This window comes from Ferrimonas sp. SCSIO 43195 (genome assembly GCF_023716685.1).
In the GTDB taxonomy this organism is placed as follows: domain Bacteria; phylum Pseudomonadota; class Gammaproteobacteria; order Enterobacterales; family Shewanellaceae; genus Ferrimonas; species Ferrimonas kyonanensis.
On the sequence record NZ_CP072679.1, the window covers coordinates 3,759,859 to 3,774,772 of the forward strand.

General features: G+C 58.0%; 12 protein-coding genes and 1 riboswitch. Of the genes, 7 read left to right on the forward strand and 5 right to left on the reverse strand.

Features of this window, described 5'->3' with window-relative positions; genetic code table 11:
* Positions 1–21: 21 nt before the first annotated feature.
* The 4 genes from J8Z22_RS17345 to J8Z22_RS17360 all read right to left on the reverse strand — a co-directional run bounded on the left by J8Z22_RS17345 (position 22) and on the right by J8Z22_RS17360 (position 4,348).
* Positions 22–600: a thymidine kinase gene (locus J8Z22_RS17345; RefSeq protein WP_028112045.1), complete on the reverse strand. Its 579-nt coding sequence runs from the start codon at positions 598–600 to the stop codon at positions 22–24.
* Between the two features lie 134 nt (positions 601–734).
* Positions 735–2,294: a Na+/H+ antiporter NhaC family protein gene (locus tag J8Z22_RS17350; protein WP_252007230.1), complete on the reverse strand. Its 1,560-nt coding sequence runs from the start codon at positions 2,292–2,294 to the stop codon at positions 735–737.
* 86 nt (positions 2,295–2,380) lie between these two features.
* Positions 2,381–2,579: riboswitch (Lysine riboswitch) on the reverse strand.
* A gap of 93 nt (positions 2,580–2,672) precedes the next feature.
* On the reverse strand, positions 2,673–3,599 hold the full coding sequence (locus J8Z22_RS17355; protein ID WP_252007232.1) for an FAD-binding protein: 927 nt from the start codon (positions 3,597–3,599) through the stop codon (positions 2,673–2,675).
* The gene (locus tag J8Z22_RS17360) at positions 3,599–4,348 is read right to left on the reverse strand and encodes an electron transfer flavoprotein subunit beta/FixA family protein (RefSeq protein WP_252007234.1); all 750 of its coding nucleotides are present in this window, start codon (positions 4,346–4,348) and stop codon (positions 3,599–3,601) included. Before J8Z22_RS17360 ends, J8Z22_RS17355 begins: the two co-directional genes overlap by 1 nt.
* A gap of 312 nt (positions 4,349–4,660) precedes the next feature.
* Here J8Z22_RS17360 and J8Z22_RS17365 point away from each other — a divergent pair, with 312 nt between their 5' ends.
* The 6 genes from J8Z22_RS17365 (at position 4,661) to J8Z22_RS17390 (ending at position 11,266) form a co-directional block, all read left to right on the forward strand.
* Entirely contained in the window at positions 4,661–5,053 is a 393-nt protein-coding gene (locus tag J8Z22_RS17365; protein ID WP_028112049.1) for an H-NS family nucleoid-associated regulatory protein, read from the forward strand.
* A gap of 141 nt (positions 5,054–5,194) precedes the next feature.
* Positions 5,195–8,221 carry an amidohydrolase family protein gene (locus tag J8Z22_RS17370; protein ID WP_252007236.1) on the forward strand — a complete coding sequence of 1,009 codons (3,027 nt, stop codon included), beginning with the start codon at positions 5,195–5,197 and terminating at the stop codon, positions 8,219–8,221.
* A 7-nt stretch (positions 8,222–8,228) separates the two neighbouring features.
* The gene (locus tag J8Z22_RS17375; RefSeq protein ID WP_371878013.1) at positions 8,229–9,503 is read left to right on the forward strand and encodes an amidohydrolase family protein; all 1,275 of its coding nucleotides are present in this window, start codon (positions 8,229–8,231) and stop codon (positions 9,501–9,503) included.
* 78 nt (positions 9,504–9,581) lie between these two features.
* Positions 9,582–9,965 carry an Rcs stress response system protein RcsF gene (gene rcsF, locus J8Z22_RS17380; protein ID WP_028112052.1) on the forward strand — a complete coding sequence of 128 codons (384 nt, stop codon included), beginning with the start codon at positions 9,582–9,584 and terminating at the stop codon, positions 9,963–9,965.
* Positions 9,955–10,665 (forward strand): tRNA (N6-threonylcarbamoyladenosine(37)-N6)-methyltransferase TrmO, encoded by a 711-nt coding sequence (tsaA, locus tag J8Z22_RS17385; protein ID WP_252007238.1) that lies wholly within the window; start codon positions 9,955–9,957, stop codon positions 10,663–10,665. Before rcsF ends, tsaA begins: the two co-directional genes overlap by 11 nt.
* On the forward strand, positions 10,658–11,266 hold the full coding sequence (locus J8Z22_RS17390) for a DapH/DapD/GlmU-related protein (RefSeq protein ID WP_252007240.1): 609 nt from the start codon (positions 10,658–10,660) through the stop codon (positions 11,264–11,266). Before tsaA ends, J8Z22_RS17390 begins: the two co-directional genes overlap by 8 nt.
* A gap of 73 nt (positions 11,267–11,339) precedes the next feature.
* On the opposite strand, the gene J8Z22_RS17395 is transcribed toward J8Z22_RS17390, so the two are convergent.
* The gene (locus J8Z22_RS17395) at positions 11,340–12,917 is read right to left on the reverse strand and encodes a diguanylate cyclase (RefSeq protein ID WP_084144337.1); all 1,578 of its coding nucleotides are present in this window, start codon (positions 12,915–12,917) and stop codon (positions 11,340–11,342) included.
* A 226-nt stretch (positions 12,918–13,143) separates the two neighbouring features.
* Between J8Z22_RS17395 and J8Z22_RS17400 the strand changes: the two genes are divergently transcribed.
* Complete coding sequence (locus J8Z22_RS17400) at positions 13,144–14,859, forward strand: proline--tRNA ligase (RefSeq protein ID WP_028112056.1); 1,716 nt, start codon at positions 13,144–13,146, stop codon at positions 14,857–14,859.
* Positions 14,860–14,914 lie beyond the last annotated feature (55 nt).

The following is a 14,914-nucleotide window of genomic DNA, read 5'->3' on the forward strand; positions in this document are numbered from 1 at the left end:
CACCCCCTGATTCATCGATGCTCAGTCCCAGGCCAACTCTCGATAATGGGTCCGGCACATGGAGACATAACTGTCGTTACCACCGATCTGTACCTGGTCACCGTTGCGCACCGGGTTGCCGGTTTCATCCAGCCGAACCACCATGTTGGCTTTACGGCCACAGTGACAGATGGTCTTGAGTTCAACCAGTTTATCCGCCCAGGCCAACAGGTATTGGGCACCTTCAAACAGCTCCCCCTGGAAATCGGTGCGTAAGCCGTAACAGAGTACGGGAATGTCCATCTTGTCCACCAGGTAGGTCAATTGACGCACCTGACTCTTGGTCAGGAACTGGCACTCATCCACCAGCAGACAATTGACCGCTTGAGCGTCATTCTCCCGCAATACCATCTGGATCAGATCATCCTCTTTGCGGTAGATAAGGGCATCGGACGACAACCCGATTCGCGACGTCACTTTTCCCTGACCGTAACGGTCATCCAGGCCCGCGGTCATCACCAGAACCTGCATGCCCCGTTCGCGGTAGTTGTACGCCGATTGCAGCAGAGAAGTGGATTTTCCGGCATTCATTGCCGAATAGTAAAAGTAGAGTTGAGCCAAAATTGATCCCCCAGTAATCGCTGAGGCAAGTCTACCGAAAAGCCCGGATCTGAACCAGAGTGGTGGGGCAAAAAATGGCGGCGGCAAACGCAAATCGGGCCCCTGGTGGGGCCCGATGTGTTAGCGGATTAACCTCAGCGCCGACACAGGCGTTTCAGCAGCAGAATCACCAGCACCAGCCCCAGGGTGGCGGTGGCAAACCCGGCCATGACCGACCCGGTCATCCCCAGTACCAGGTAACCGGCCAGCGAGATCAGTGCGGTCAGCACCGCATAGGGCAACTGAGTAGTAACATGATCAATGTGGTGGCATCCGGCACCGGTGGAGGACAGGATGGTGGTGTCGGAGATCGGCGAACAGTGATCGCCGAACACCGCACCGGCCAGTACCGAAGACAGCATCGGCAGCATCAGTGCCAGATCCACCGCTTCGGCCATGTTGGCAGCAATGGGCAGCATGATGGCGAAGGTGCCCCAACTGGTGCCGGTGGCAAAGGCGGCAAAGCCACTGAGCAAAAACAGCAACGCCGGCAATCCCCAGGCAGGCAGGTTCCCCTGGGCCAGAGTCGCCATGAATTCGCCGGTCTTCATGTCGCTGATCACCCCGGCAATGGTCCAGGCAAACAGTAGAATGTAGATAGCCGGTAGCATCGATTTGACGCCACTGATCACCGCCTTACTCATGTAAGCCGCCGGCACCCCCTGGCGCAAACCGAACAGCAGGGTAAAGCCGACCCCGGCCAGGCCAGAGTAGAACAGGGACCAGGCGACGTCGGTGTTTTCAAAGGCACCGATAAGGGAGAACGCCTTGTCGTCCGCCGCCAAAACCTGGTTGCCGGAAAACAGCATCAAAGAAACCGTTATCGCAATCAGGAAACCGATGGGGGCCACCAGGCCGGCGACCCGGCCATTGTTGGCCTCGGGCAGGTCCAGCTCTTCACCGGCAGGCACCCCTTTGGCTTCGTCCCACAGTTGACCGCGCTGAGCTCGCTGCTCGGCGTCCGCCATGGCGCCGAAATCCAGGCCGAAATAGACCACCGCCAGCAACAGGGCAAAGGCAAAGATGGCATAGAAGTTCATCGGTACCATCTGCATAAAGGCACTCAGGTAACCGATGTCGGTCATGCCATGGGTGGTGAGCAAGCCCCCGATCAGGGCGATGATGTACGCGCCCCAGGAGGAGATCGGTGAGATCACGCAGATGGGCGCCGAGGTGGAGTCGATGCAGTAGGCCAGCTTTTCCCGCGACACCTGATAGTGATCGGTCACCGGCCTGGCCACCGAGCCCACCACCAGAGTGTTGAAGTAGTCATCGATGAAGATCACCACCCCCAGTGCCATGGTCATCAACTTGGCATCGCGGCCGCAGCGGATGCGGTGACGGGCCCAATCGGCAAAAGCACGGGTCGCCCCGGAGACCGAAATCAGCGCAGTCATCACCCCCAGTAACACCAGAAAACCAAGCGTGTAGAGATTCCAGCTGTTGAGGGCGCCGTCATCCCAAACCAGAGAGACGGCACGGGAACCGAGCTCGGAAGCGCCATCAACCACAGAGAAATCCACCAGCATCAGGATGCCAATGGCAATGCCTAACCCCAGGGACAGCAGAACTTTTCGGCTGGCGATTGCCATGCCAATGGCCACCACGGGGGGCAGCAGGGAGAGTGCCGAATCGGCGTAACTAATTAAAGCCATCGTAATGTTATCGTCATTATTAGCGATGGAGGCAACTGACACGGCCAAAGCCGCGGGGGACTAGCAAAAAGCGAGAGATCCACCTTCCATTCAGTAGCGCTCCATAGTAAATCATCTTCCCAACATCCGGTTGGAATTTACTATGGCAGTGTTACTCCTGTTAGAAGTAACCCCAGCGCGCAGGGATGATGCCCGGCACACTTCGGCATCGACTCCTTTGGGCCGGCGTCGTCGGGTATCAACCTCGACCGGCTTACTGATAGGCGATGCGCCTCTACCTTATCGGTACTCGCATACGAAGATGCGAAGGCGGCATTCTAACTGCAAGTGCCCCTCACTTGACCAGCAGATGCCGCCATATTGTGAGTTATATCACAGTTATAACAGTTCTGTGAGCTTAGGGACAGCGTCAAACAGATCCGCTTCCAGTCCATAATCGGCCACCTGGAAAATCGGCGCATCCGGGTCCTTGTTGATCGCCACGATCACCTTGGACTCCTTCATGCCGGCCAGGTGTTGAATGGCACCGGAGATGCCCACCGCGATGTACAGCTCGGGGGCGACAATTTTACCGGTTTGTCCCACCTGCAAATCGTTGGCTACGTAGCCCGCATCCACCGCCGCCCGAGAGGCACCGATGGCTCCACCGAGCTTGTCGGCCAGGGCTTCGATCAAAGCAAAGTTCTCGCCGCTGCCCAAACCGCGGCCGCCGGAGATCACCACCCGTGCGGCGCCAAGCTCAGGACGCTCAGACTGCACCAGCTCTTCGCCGACAAACTGGCTGAGGCCGCTGTCTTTGACGCTGGACACCGTCTCGATGTCTGCCGCCGCCTGAGTGGCAACGGCATCGAACGCGCTGGTTCGAATGGTCAGCACCTTGATGGCATCCAGGCTTTGTACCGTTGCCAGGGCATTACCGGCATAAATCGGGCGCACAAAGGTGTCTTCTGACTCAATGGCAATAACATCGGAGTGCTGAGCCACGTCCAGCAACGCCGCCGCCCGCGGCAGCACGTCTTTGCCCTTGGCACTGGCTGCGGTCAGGATGTGGCTGTAGCCACCGGCCAGCTCCAGCACCAGGTCGGCGACCGGTTCTGCCAGCTGATGGGCATACCCATCGTGATCCGCCAGCAACACCTTGGTGACGCCAGCCAGTTGTGCCGCCTGATTGGCGGCCTCGGCCACGCCGCTGCCGGCGACCAATACATGAATCTCCTGACCCAGTTGAGTGGCCGCACCCACGACTTTGGCACACTCGGCACCCAGGCCCTGTTTGTCCAGCTCTGCAATAATGAGGATCGCCATTAGACCACCTTCGCTTCGTTTTTCAGCTTCTCAACCAGCTCTTCAACCGAGCCCACCATGATGCCGCCACTGCGTTCCGCCGGGGCCGTTACCTTTATTACCTGTTGGTGGGATTTCAACTGCAACTCGAAATCCGCCACTGTAACGGTGTCCAGTGGTTTGCGCTTGGCCTTCATAATATTCGGCAGCGACGCATAGCGCGGTTCATTCAGGCGCAGATCCGCAGACACAACGGCAGGCAGTTTGACACTCAGGGTTTGAATGCCGCCATCGATCTCCCGGGCAACAGTGACTTGATCGCCTTCGACCTCAATGCTGGAGGCAAAGGTTGCCTGCCCCATGCCTGCCAGTGCCGCCGTCATCTGCGCGGTCTGGTTGTTGTCGCCATCGATGGATTGCTTACCAAACAGCACCAAATCGGGTTGCTCCTTGTCAACAACCGCTTTTAACACCTTGGCAATCGAGATGGGCGCCAACTCTTCATCGTGCTCCACCAGAATCCCGCGATCGGCGCCCAAGGCCATGGCCGTACGCAATTGCTCCTGGGCCACTTTAGGACCGATTGATACCGCAATAATCTCATCGGCCTGGCCTTTTTCCTTTAGCCTTACCGCTTCCTCGACGGCGATCTCGCAGAAGGGGTTGATCGCCATCTTCAGGTTGGCCAGTTCCACCGCTGACTCATCAGCAGCGACTCTCACCTTCACATAGGGATCGACCACCCGCTTGATCGGAACCAGAATCTTCATAGTACGTCCTTTGTTTAGCGCCAGAATCGACTTTGCATAACACTGCCTCCCACTCTAATTACTGTTAACGTAAACGTCAACATTCAAAGGCCGGCAGCAGGGTGAAAATGAACAGAAGCTGAACCAGTGACATCGAAGGACATTTTTTTCAATGACACGGAACTCCTGAATAATGTAAATGTCTGCAAAGATATCGATATATCATCTTAGTAATGAGTAATTAATTGTCTTAATTTACGAGACAACTATAATTGCCCATGCTAATCTAAACACTGTTAAATTTGCACACTTGATAATTAGGTTGAATCCACGATGGCTGATTTCTTAGAAATTTTGACTCACGGTCGCCGCTTAAAGGCTCAAGTTAAAGAGCTAGAGCTGGATGAGCTGAAAGATGTAATCGCTAAACTGCAGAAAATTGCAGACGAGCGCGAAGCTGAAGCAGAGGAAGAAATTGCTGCTCAAGCTGAACGCCTGGCTAAAATTGAAGCAATCCGCAAGCAACTTGCAGAAGATGGAATTAGCGTTGATGAGCTAAATGCACTGGAAAGTGCTTCTCCACGTCGCAAGCGTGCACCACGCCCAGCTAAATACAAGATTGTTGTTGATGGCGAAACCCTGACTTGGACCGGCCAAGGCCGCACTCCAAAAGCCATCAAAGAAAAACTGGATCAAGGTCACTCCCTGGAAGAGTTTCTGATTTAAGATTTAGTTACAAAGTTTCCTAAAACGGCTGCCAATGGCAGCCGTTTTTTTATGCCCGCTTGCCGAAGGCGAATTGCAGCCCCTCGTCGATGCAAGGATAATGGATTCGATTCAGGAATAATAAAACAAAAGGATTTTTGAATGCCTCTGCCCACAACTCATTGGCGTTGGCGGCGGCTGTGTCAGGTGCTCGCCTGCGCCGCCAGCCTGCCGGCATTTGCCAGCCCCACTCAACCCGTCAGCGCCATTGCCAATGCCGATGATCACTACCTGGCCTTTACCCATGCCACCTTAATCCCCACTCCCGGCCAGCGACTCGAGAATGCGACGCTGGTGATAAAAGATGGGAAAATTGTTTCTATTTCAGAAAGTAACAAGGTTCCAGACGGGGCAAGAGAGATCCATTCCAGGGGAAAAACCATCTATCCGGGCTTTATTGACCCCTATACCGACTTTGGCCAACAGTGGCAGTATTCCGACTACCCCGACGGCGGGCCTCACTATAATGCCGAACAAGCCGGCGCCAAGGTAAATAACCGGGCCATCCACGCCGAAATGAACTGGGCGGACCATTTCCAATTTGATCATGAACGCGCTCAAGATTGGCATAATAATGGCTTCACTTCGGTACAAACCGGCAAACTCGACGGCTTATTTCAGGGCATGAGTGCAACGGTCTCCCTCATTGACCTTCATTCTGAAAGCAGTATCTATGCCATCGAAGGCGCTCACCTGATGTCATTTGACAAGGGAAGTTCTGAGCAAGAATACCCAAACTCGCTCATGGGCAGTATTGCGCTTATTCGACAAACGTTAAAAGATGCACAGTGGTATCAACAGCAATCCAGCAAATCAATACCTCAGTTATCGTTAAACCTGAATCAAACCTTTACCAAACTGTTACAGTTTAACAATCAACGAATCATATTTGACCCAGGACAAGGAAACAACGCCTCCCGCGCGCTGCAACTGTTGCAACCATTTCATCCTTCGCCGGTACTCGTGGGCAATGGTTTAGAGTTTGAGCGACTGGAGTCGCTGAAACAAACTCGGCTTATCTTGCCATTAACTCTGGCTGCAAAACCGCCATTGGATGCCGGATTGGATATTAGCCTTAAACAGCTTCGTCATTGGGAGCGCAGTCCCGGCAACCTTGCGGCAGTCGCCGCCGCCAATATTCCCTTTGCCATCACTCAGCATGGAATCGATCCACTCGAGTTTTGGAACCGAATAACCAAAGCGGTGGAATATGGACTGCCCAAATCCACCGCTTTGGCCGCCTTGACCACCGTCGCCGCTGAATATGCCGGCGTCGATGACTTCCTTGGCCAACTGCAACCCGGCTTTCAGGCCGATTTGGTGATCGCCACCGGTGACCTGTTTGCCGGAGCCGAGATTGAAAGCCTGTACCTCAAGGGCCGACCTCTGCCATTGAATCCGCAACTGGGTAGTCGGCTTTCGGGTCAATATCAGTTGTCCATTGATGAGACCGACCTGACGCTGGTTCTGAGCCAGGATCAGGGCGAACTCTCCGCCCAACTTGAAAGCGGCGAACGGCTGATTCTGCTGGACGTCTCCCACAGCGCGGCGGAACAGTTCAGCGCCGTCGCCGATCTGACGGAACTGGGCTTACCCGGATTAACCCGGTTGACCTTGCACCGGGTCCGCCAAGGATTGTTTGGCAACCTGACCCAGCACGACGGTCAACTGCTGCCGCTGGCAGCCAGCTATCTGGGTCCGATAGCCACGAGCACCGAACCGGAGCCAGTGACAACACCGACCTACCTGAGCCGTCTGACTCGACCGAACCGGGCCTTCGGTACCGACGCCCCCCTGCAGCAGGAACGACTGCACATTCGCGGGGCCACCCTGTGGACCGCCGCTGACGACGGCATCATCGCCGATGCCGATCTGCTGATCGACAATGGGGTGATTCGCGCCATCGGCGAGAACCTCACCACCCCAGAAGGCTTCGACGTCCTCGATGCACAGGGCAAACACCTGACCCCCGGCTTTATCGATGAGCACAGCCACATCGCCATTCGAGGCGGTGTCAACGAAGCGTCAGACAGCAACACCGCCGAAGTCCGAATCGGTGACGTTCTCGATGCCGACGACATTCACATCTACCGGTCGTTGGCCGGAGGGGTCACCACCGCTCAATTGCTGCACGGCAGCGCCAACGTTATTGGTGGCCAGGCCCAGGTGATCAAACTGCGTTGGGGCGAATCCGACCATGACCTCAAATTTCAACAGGCCCCAGCCAGCATTAAGTTTGCCCTGGGTGAAAACGTCAAACAGAGCAATTGGGGTGATCGTTACGTCAGTCGCTTTCCCCAAACCCGAATGGGAGTAGAAGCCTACCTGGAGGATCAGTTTGAACAGGCCAGGAAACTGCAACGTCAGCAACAGGCCTACCAAAGCCTGAGTCGTAACCAGAAACGGCGCCAATTGGCCCCGCGCCCCAACGACCGGCTTGAGGCCCTGATCGAGATACTGAACGGCAGCCGCAACATTCACGTTCATTCCTACGTGCAATCGGAAATTCTGATGTTGCTGCGGTTGTCGCAGCGGCTGGGATTCCACGTTCAGACCTTCACCCACATCCTCGAGGGCTACAAGGTGGCCGATGAGATGGCCAGCTATGGCACCAGTGCGTCCACCTTTTCAGACTGGTGGGCCTACAAGTTTGAAGTCTATGATGCCATTCCCCACAACGCCTGCCTGCTGCTGCAGAAAGGCGTCAACACCAGCATCAATTCGGACAGCGCCGACTTGATTCGCAAGCTCAATCAGGAAGCCGCCAAATCGATGATGTACTGCGGCATGAGCGCCGAACAAGCCCTGAAGATGATCACCATCAACCCGGCCCGGCAGCTGAAGATTGATCGCTACACCGGCTCACTGGAAACGGGCAAACAGGCGGATCTGGTGCTGTGGGACCAACCGCCGATGTCGGTGTATGCCCGGGTGGAGTCCACCTGGGTGGATGGCGTGCGTCGTTTCGACCGCCAGCGCGATCGGCAACTGCAGCGTCAAGCCGGAGCCGAACGTCAGGCCTTGATTCAGAAACTGCTGCTCGATGACAGCGATGACGGGGAGGGCGAATCGCTCACCCCGGACGAGGTGCCGCTGTGGCACTGCGACAGCCTCATCCACCAGCATTAAGGAGCCGATGATGAAAACCCTGTATACCTTGCTACTGCTGGCCCTAGGTAGCCCGGCATTGGCCACCGCCCTGATGGTTGCGCCGCCCCAGTCTCAACCGATCCTGATTCAGGGCGGCACCCTGCACACCGTCACCCAGGGCGTATTGCCCAACACCGACCTGCTGGTGGAAGCGGGTCGCATCCGCGCCATCGGTACCGCACTGCCCGTGCCCGCCGATGCCCGCCTTATTGACGCCAGCGGCCAACGAGTGTACCCGGGCCTGATCGCCCTGGCCAACACCCTGGGCCTGGAAGAGATTGAGATGATCCGTTCCACCGTCGACAGCGAAGAGGTGGGCCAACTCAATCCGCAGCTGAGAGCCGCCGTGGCCTACAACCCGGACTCGGAACTGATCCCCACGGTACGCAGCAACGGCATTACCCACATCCAGCTGACGCCCTCCGGGGATCTGCTGGCGGGCACGTCCTCCCTTCTGAACCTCGATGCCTGGAACCTGGATGATGCCCTGGTACCCGGCGGCGAAGGGCTGCACCTGTATTGGCCTGACCTTCATCTCAGTGTCAGCGACGACGAGTTAGCAGAGCGACAACGGCAACGTCAGCAGCGGCAATTGACCCAACTCAACCAGGCGTTTGAGCAGGCCTATGGCTATTACCTGAATCGGCAACTCGCCCAACGCCAGGATCGGCGCTGGCAAGCGATGCTGCCGGTGTTCGAGGGGCAGCGGCCGCTGTTTGTACACGCCGACACTCAACCACAAATCGAGCAAGCGTTACGGCTGGCGGATCGCTATCGGCTGAAGATGGTACTGGTGGGTGGCTACGACAGCTACCGCCTCATCGACCAGTTGCTGGCGCAACAGGTTCCGGTGGTGTACACCCATGCCAACAGCCTGCCGTTGCGGCGCCACGAACCCGTGGATCTGCCGTTTACCATTCCGACCCTGCTGGCCGACGCCGGGGTTGAGCTGGCACTGGCTTATCCCGGCAGTTGGGACAGCCGTAACCTGCCGTTCGCCGCGGGTTACGCCGCCGCCCATGGCCTCGGCGGTGCCCGGGCGCTGAAAGCGATCACCCTGTCCCCGGCCAACATTCTGGGGCTGTCCGACATGGGGGCTCTGGAAGTCGGCTATCGAGCCAACCTGGTGATCAGCGACGGCGACCTGTTGGACATGGGCCAGAGCCGGGTCAGCATGGTGCTGATCGACGGCCGCCAGATCGACCTGAATAATCGCCATAAACAGCTGTACCACAAATACCTGAACAAGCCCGCTCGCTAAGGGCACTGGCCGCCGGTTCACTCACCCGGCGGCCCCTTTGTGGTACACTTCTGTCATCTCTATACTCGGATATCTCCCATGTTTTCATTGACCTCGTGGCACCGATGGGCCCTCGTTCTGCCGCTGCTTAGTGGCTGCAGCAGCCAGTTCCAGTTTTCATCCAACCTCGACAGCGATGCCGTCGATGACTACTTCAAGGCCGGTAAGGTGCAGGTTTATCAGGGCAGCACCCCTCCCGCCGCTGAGCGGGATCTGGGACTGCTGGAAGCCACCAGCTGTCAAGCCGACAGCAACGCCGTGCCCGCCAGCCAGGCCGATGCCCGCACCCAGCTCCGTCGGCTGGCCGCGGATCAAGGGGCCAACGCCATCTGGGTCAGCCAGTGCATCGAACTCAGTGCCGACAAGCACTGCCAGCACTCCATTGTCTGTTACGCCCGCGCCCTGGTGGTTCATGAAGATTGAGATGACACCGGTGGCCCTGTGCCAGTCGCCTTACAAGCAAAAGTTCGCCATTCCCCGGCAGCCACGACTGGTGCCAGCGGCGGTAGGCCGCCTGCTGCTGCAAGGGGAGTGCAACACCGGCGATGTGCTGCGAGGCATTGAGCAGTTTGAGTATCTGTGGCTGATTTTCAGCTTCCATCAGAACCTGCAACAAGGCTGGAAACCGACGGTACGGCCGCCGCGCCTCGGCGGTAACGAACGCATGGGGGTGTTTGCCACCCGGGCCACCTTTCGCCCCAATGGCCTGGGCATGTCGGCAGTTAAACTGCGGGGCATCGGCTGCGAACAGGGCCAGCACTATCTGGAGGTTGAAGGCATCGATCTGCTGGACGGCACCCCGATCTACGACATCAAACCCTATGTGCCCTACTCCGACGCCCTGCCCTACGCCTGTGGCGGGTTTGCCCAACAGCCCCCGGAGCCGATGGCCGTCACCCTCAGTGACGCCGCCCAGCGGCAGATGAACGACGCCGAACGTCGTCAACCCGGCTTTCGTCAGTTGGCAGAGCAGGTGCTGGCCCAGGACCCCCGTCCCGGTTATCACAGAGGCAACAGCGACCGCGAATACGGCGTGCAACTGCACCAATTTGATCTGCGATGGCAAGTGATCGACGGCGTCAATCACATCATCGCGGTAGCCCCGCTGGCCAGCCATGACTGATCGCTACCGCGCACAGCACAAGCAGCGACTGAACTGGATGCCGTGGCTGTATTATCGTCTTAAGGAGAAGCACCTGGCGTGGGCTCGCCCCTGGCAGCAGCAGCTGCAACAGCAGTTGATGGAGCTGGAAACGGTTCGCTTCGGCGCCGACTGCTTTGTGGCAGAGGAGTGTGCCCTGTTTGCCGAACCCGGTCGCGACATCGTCTTCGGCGATCGCTGCATGCTGGCCAGCAACAGCTTTCTCCACGGTCCATTGCAGTTTGGGAATGAAGTCAGCATCAACCATGGCTGCAGTCTCGATGGCGGCCGGGCCGGGATTCGCATCGGCGATCAGACCCGCATCGCCCACGACGTGTCCATCTATGCCTTTAATCACGGCATGGCACTGGATCAACCCCTGTATCAACAAGGCGTCAGCTCCAAAGGGGTGGTGATCGGCAAAGACGTTTGGGTGGGCGCCAGAGTCTGCATCGTCGACGGTGTCACCATCGGCGATCACGCCATCATCGGCATGGGCTCGGTGGTCACCAAGGATGTGCCCGCCTACGCCAAGGTGGCCGGCAGCCCTGCCCGGGTCATTGGCGATCGTCGACAGCCCTAAGCCCCCGAGCCCCCCTTAACGCCATCGGCGGCTCGCCGCCGCCGCACTTTGCCAGGGTAGGCCGGCACCGGGCTCAGCCCAGCATCAGATCTCCGTGCTGTTCGTTGTGGTAGGCGATGCGGTTTCGGCCCTGGCTCTTGGCTTTGTACAGCGCCTTGTCCGCCAACTCGAAGAACTGCTCCGGAGTCTGATCCACCTCGGGCACCAGCGTCGCCACACCAATGCTGATGGTGACATAACTGCCGATGTCGGAGCCCTCGTGAGGGATACCCAGCGCCTCCACCATCGCCCGCAGGCTATCGGCAAATTTCACCGCCTTGCGGCCGGTTTCCGGCAGCACTGCCGCGAACTCCTCGCCACCGTACCGTGCCAGCAGATCTCGTGGTCGATTCAACTGACTGGCCAGCATTCGGGCTATCTTCTTCAGGACCCGATCCCCGGCCAGGTGGCCATAGCGATCGTTATAGGATTTAAACAAGTCCACATCGATGACAAACAAGGTAATCGGCTTGCTGGTTCGCCGGGCACTCTCCCACTCCTGGCTGAGCCAGTTATCAAACTGACGCCGGTTCGCCACCTGAGTCAGGCCATCGGTGAGGCTCTGGCGGGTCAACTGCTGGTTAACCCGGTTCAACTCCTCGGTGCGAGCTCGAACCAACTCCTCCACCTCTCGGTTGCGCCGACGCATCTGCCACATGAACACTCCGGAAGCCAGGGCTGCCAGGGCACCGCCGATGCCGACCAGGTAGGGGGTCAAGCTGCGCTTGCTGGAGAAGAATGCGGGATTGGCCAACGCCTCCAGGCGCCACTGACGCCCAGCCAGGTCGGCGTACACAAAGCGCTTGCTGCGCTCGCCAGCCACGGTCGGGTGCGGTTCGGCCCCCAACAACAAGATGCTGTTGTCGCCGCTGTCGTCCCAGATCTGGTACTCGAGGTGAGCCCGGTGGCCGTCGAGCACCAGGTCATGGAGCATCTCCTCCACCTGAAACACCCCCAGCAAATAGCCTTTCAATAGCTTTTCCCGGCTGGCCACCGTCAGCGGCAGGCTGTGGTAGATGGGCACCACCGCCATCACCACCTTGCCCAGGTCCACATCCAGGTTTACGGCGGTCAGCGCCGGATTGGCACTGTTCATCGCCAGTTCAAAGGCGTCGGTCACCTCGGGTTGGCGTGACATGTCCATGCCGAAGCGGCGCTCGTTGCCAGAAAAGGGGCGCACGTAATAAACCGGGTAGTAACGCTCTCTCTGGCCGGCGGCCACCGGTTGCCCCTGCACCTTGTCGGTAAAGGTAAAAGCCGGATAACGTTGCTGCATCGCGGCCTCAAAGGCGCCACGCTCACTCGCCTTCACCCGGGGAATCCACTCCAGCGCCTTGATCTCACGATGCCGGGCCAGGATGCCATCGGCCACCATGGCGAACTCCTGCTCGGTGACCTCATCAGACCCCTGGTACAGGGTCGACAGGTAATTGAGCACCGACAGCGACGAATCGATGCGCCATTTGATCAGCCGGGCCTGGTTGGCGGCAAAATAATCAAAATCGCGCTCCAGGGATTGCTGCTCGGTCTGATACAGCTTAAACGCCAGCCACGAGGTGGACATCACCCCGACCAGTACCACCGCCACGATGTCCCATCGCCTCTTGCTCATTCGCTGTCGCACTCCCGCCAAAACTTTTAACAATTATTCCATATAAAACAAATAATACTAACCTTAGATTCGCTGACATCACCGAATCCCTTGTCAGTATAAGGTGCTCACGACAGTCGCAGAGGCGAAAATAGGCGGATAATCCGCCCCAACCTCGCCGTGCCATTAGACTTGCGCCACAGGCCTGATAGAATATTGGCTTCATTTTTTTGCACGGATTTTATTGATGAGAACCAGCCGTTACCTGGTCTCCACTCTCAGAGAGACCCCATCAGACGCCGAGATCATCAGCCATCAGCTGATGCTGCGCGCCGGTATGATTCGCAAACTGGCTTCTGGCCTGTACACCTGGTTGCCCACTGGACTGAAGGTCCTGAAGAAAGTGGAGAACATCGTCCGCGAAGAGATGAACCGCGCCGGGGCGGTGGAAACCCTGATGCCGATGGTGCAACCTGCGGATCTGTGGCAGGAAACCGGCCGCTGGGACGACATGGGACCAGAGCTGCTGCGCATCAAGGATCGTCATCACCGCGACTTCGTGCTGGGCCCGACCCACGAAGAGGTGATCACCGACATCGTTCGCAATGAGGTGAAATCCTACAAACAACTGCCGCTGAACCTGTATCAGATTCAGACCAAATTCCGTGACGAAGTCCGCCCCCGTTTCGGCGTAATGCGCTCTCGCGAATTCCTGATGAAAGACGCCTACTCTTTCCATCTGGATCAGGCCACCATGGATGATACCTATCACGCCATGCACAAAGCCTACTGCAACATTCTGGAACGGATGGGACTGGAGTTTCGCCCGGTTCTGGCGGACACCGGCGCCATCGGTGGCGCCCTGAGCCACGAGTTCCAGGTACTGGCCTCCAGCGGCGAAGACGCGGTGGTGTTCTCCACCGACAGCGACTACGCTGCCAATATCGAAAAAGCAGAAGCGCTGGCCCTGGGTGAGCGCGGCGACGCCGGTGCCGAGATGACGCTGGTGGACACCCCCAACGCCAAAACCATCGATGAGTTGGTGGCGCAGTTTGACCTGGCCATCGACAAAACCGTCAAAACCCTGATTGTGCACGCCAGCGACAGCTGTGAGCACGACCTGGTGGCGCTGATGGTTCGAGGCGACCACGAACTCAACGAAGTGAAGGCCGAAAAGCTGGCCGAAGTGGCCACCCCACTGCAGTTTGCCAGCGAAGAAGAGATTCGCAACGCCATCGGCGCTGGCCCAGGCTCCCTGGGCCCCGTTGGCCTGAAACTGCCCCTGATCATCGATCGCTCCGTTGCCACCCTGAATGACTTCGGCGCCGGTGCCAACATCGACGACAAGCACCATTTCAACATCAACTGGGAACGAGACGTGGCCCTGCCACGGGTTGAAGATCTGCGTAACGTAGTGGAAGGCGACGCCAGCCCATGTGGCCAAGGCACCCTGAAGATCGCCCGCGGCATCGAAGTGGGTCACATCTTCCAGCTGGGCACCAAGTACTCCGAGTCCATGAAAGCCACGGTACTGGATGAGAACGGCAAGGCTCAGCCACTGATCATGGGCTGTTACGGCGTTGGGGTATCCCGCATCGTGGCGGCAGCCATCGAGCAAAACCACGACGACCGCGGCATCATCTGGCCGGCGGCCATCGCACCGTTCCAGGTGGTCATTGTGCCAATGAACATGCACAAGTCTCACCGGGTTCAGGAAGCGGCAGCCAAAATCTACGACGACCTGCAGGCCGCCGGAGTGGACGTACTGTTCGACGATCGCAAAGAGCGTCCCGGGGTCATGTTTGCCGACGCCGAACTGATGGGCATCCCCTACAGCATCGTGATCGGCGAGCGCGGTATCGATGCCGGCTGCTTCGAGTTGAAAGTGCGTGCCGACGGCAGCAAAGAGGAAGTTGCCATCGACGCCATCGTCGAGGCCCTCAACACTAAGCTGAACGGCTAAGCACGTCTCTACCGCAGCAAAAAGGGTTGGCCATGGCCAACCCTTTTTTGTGTTT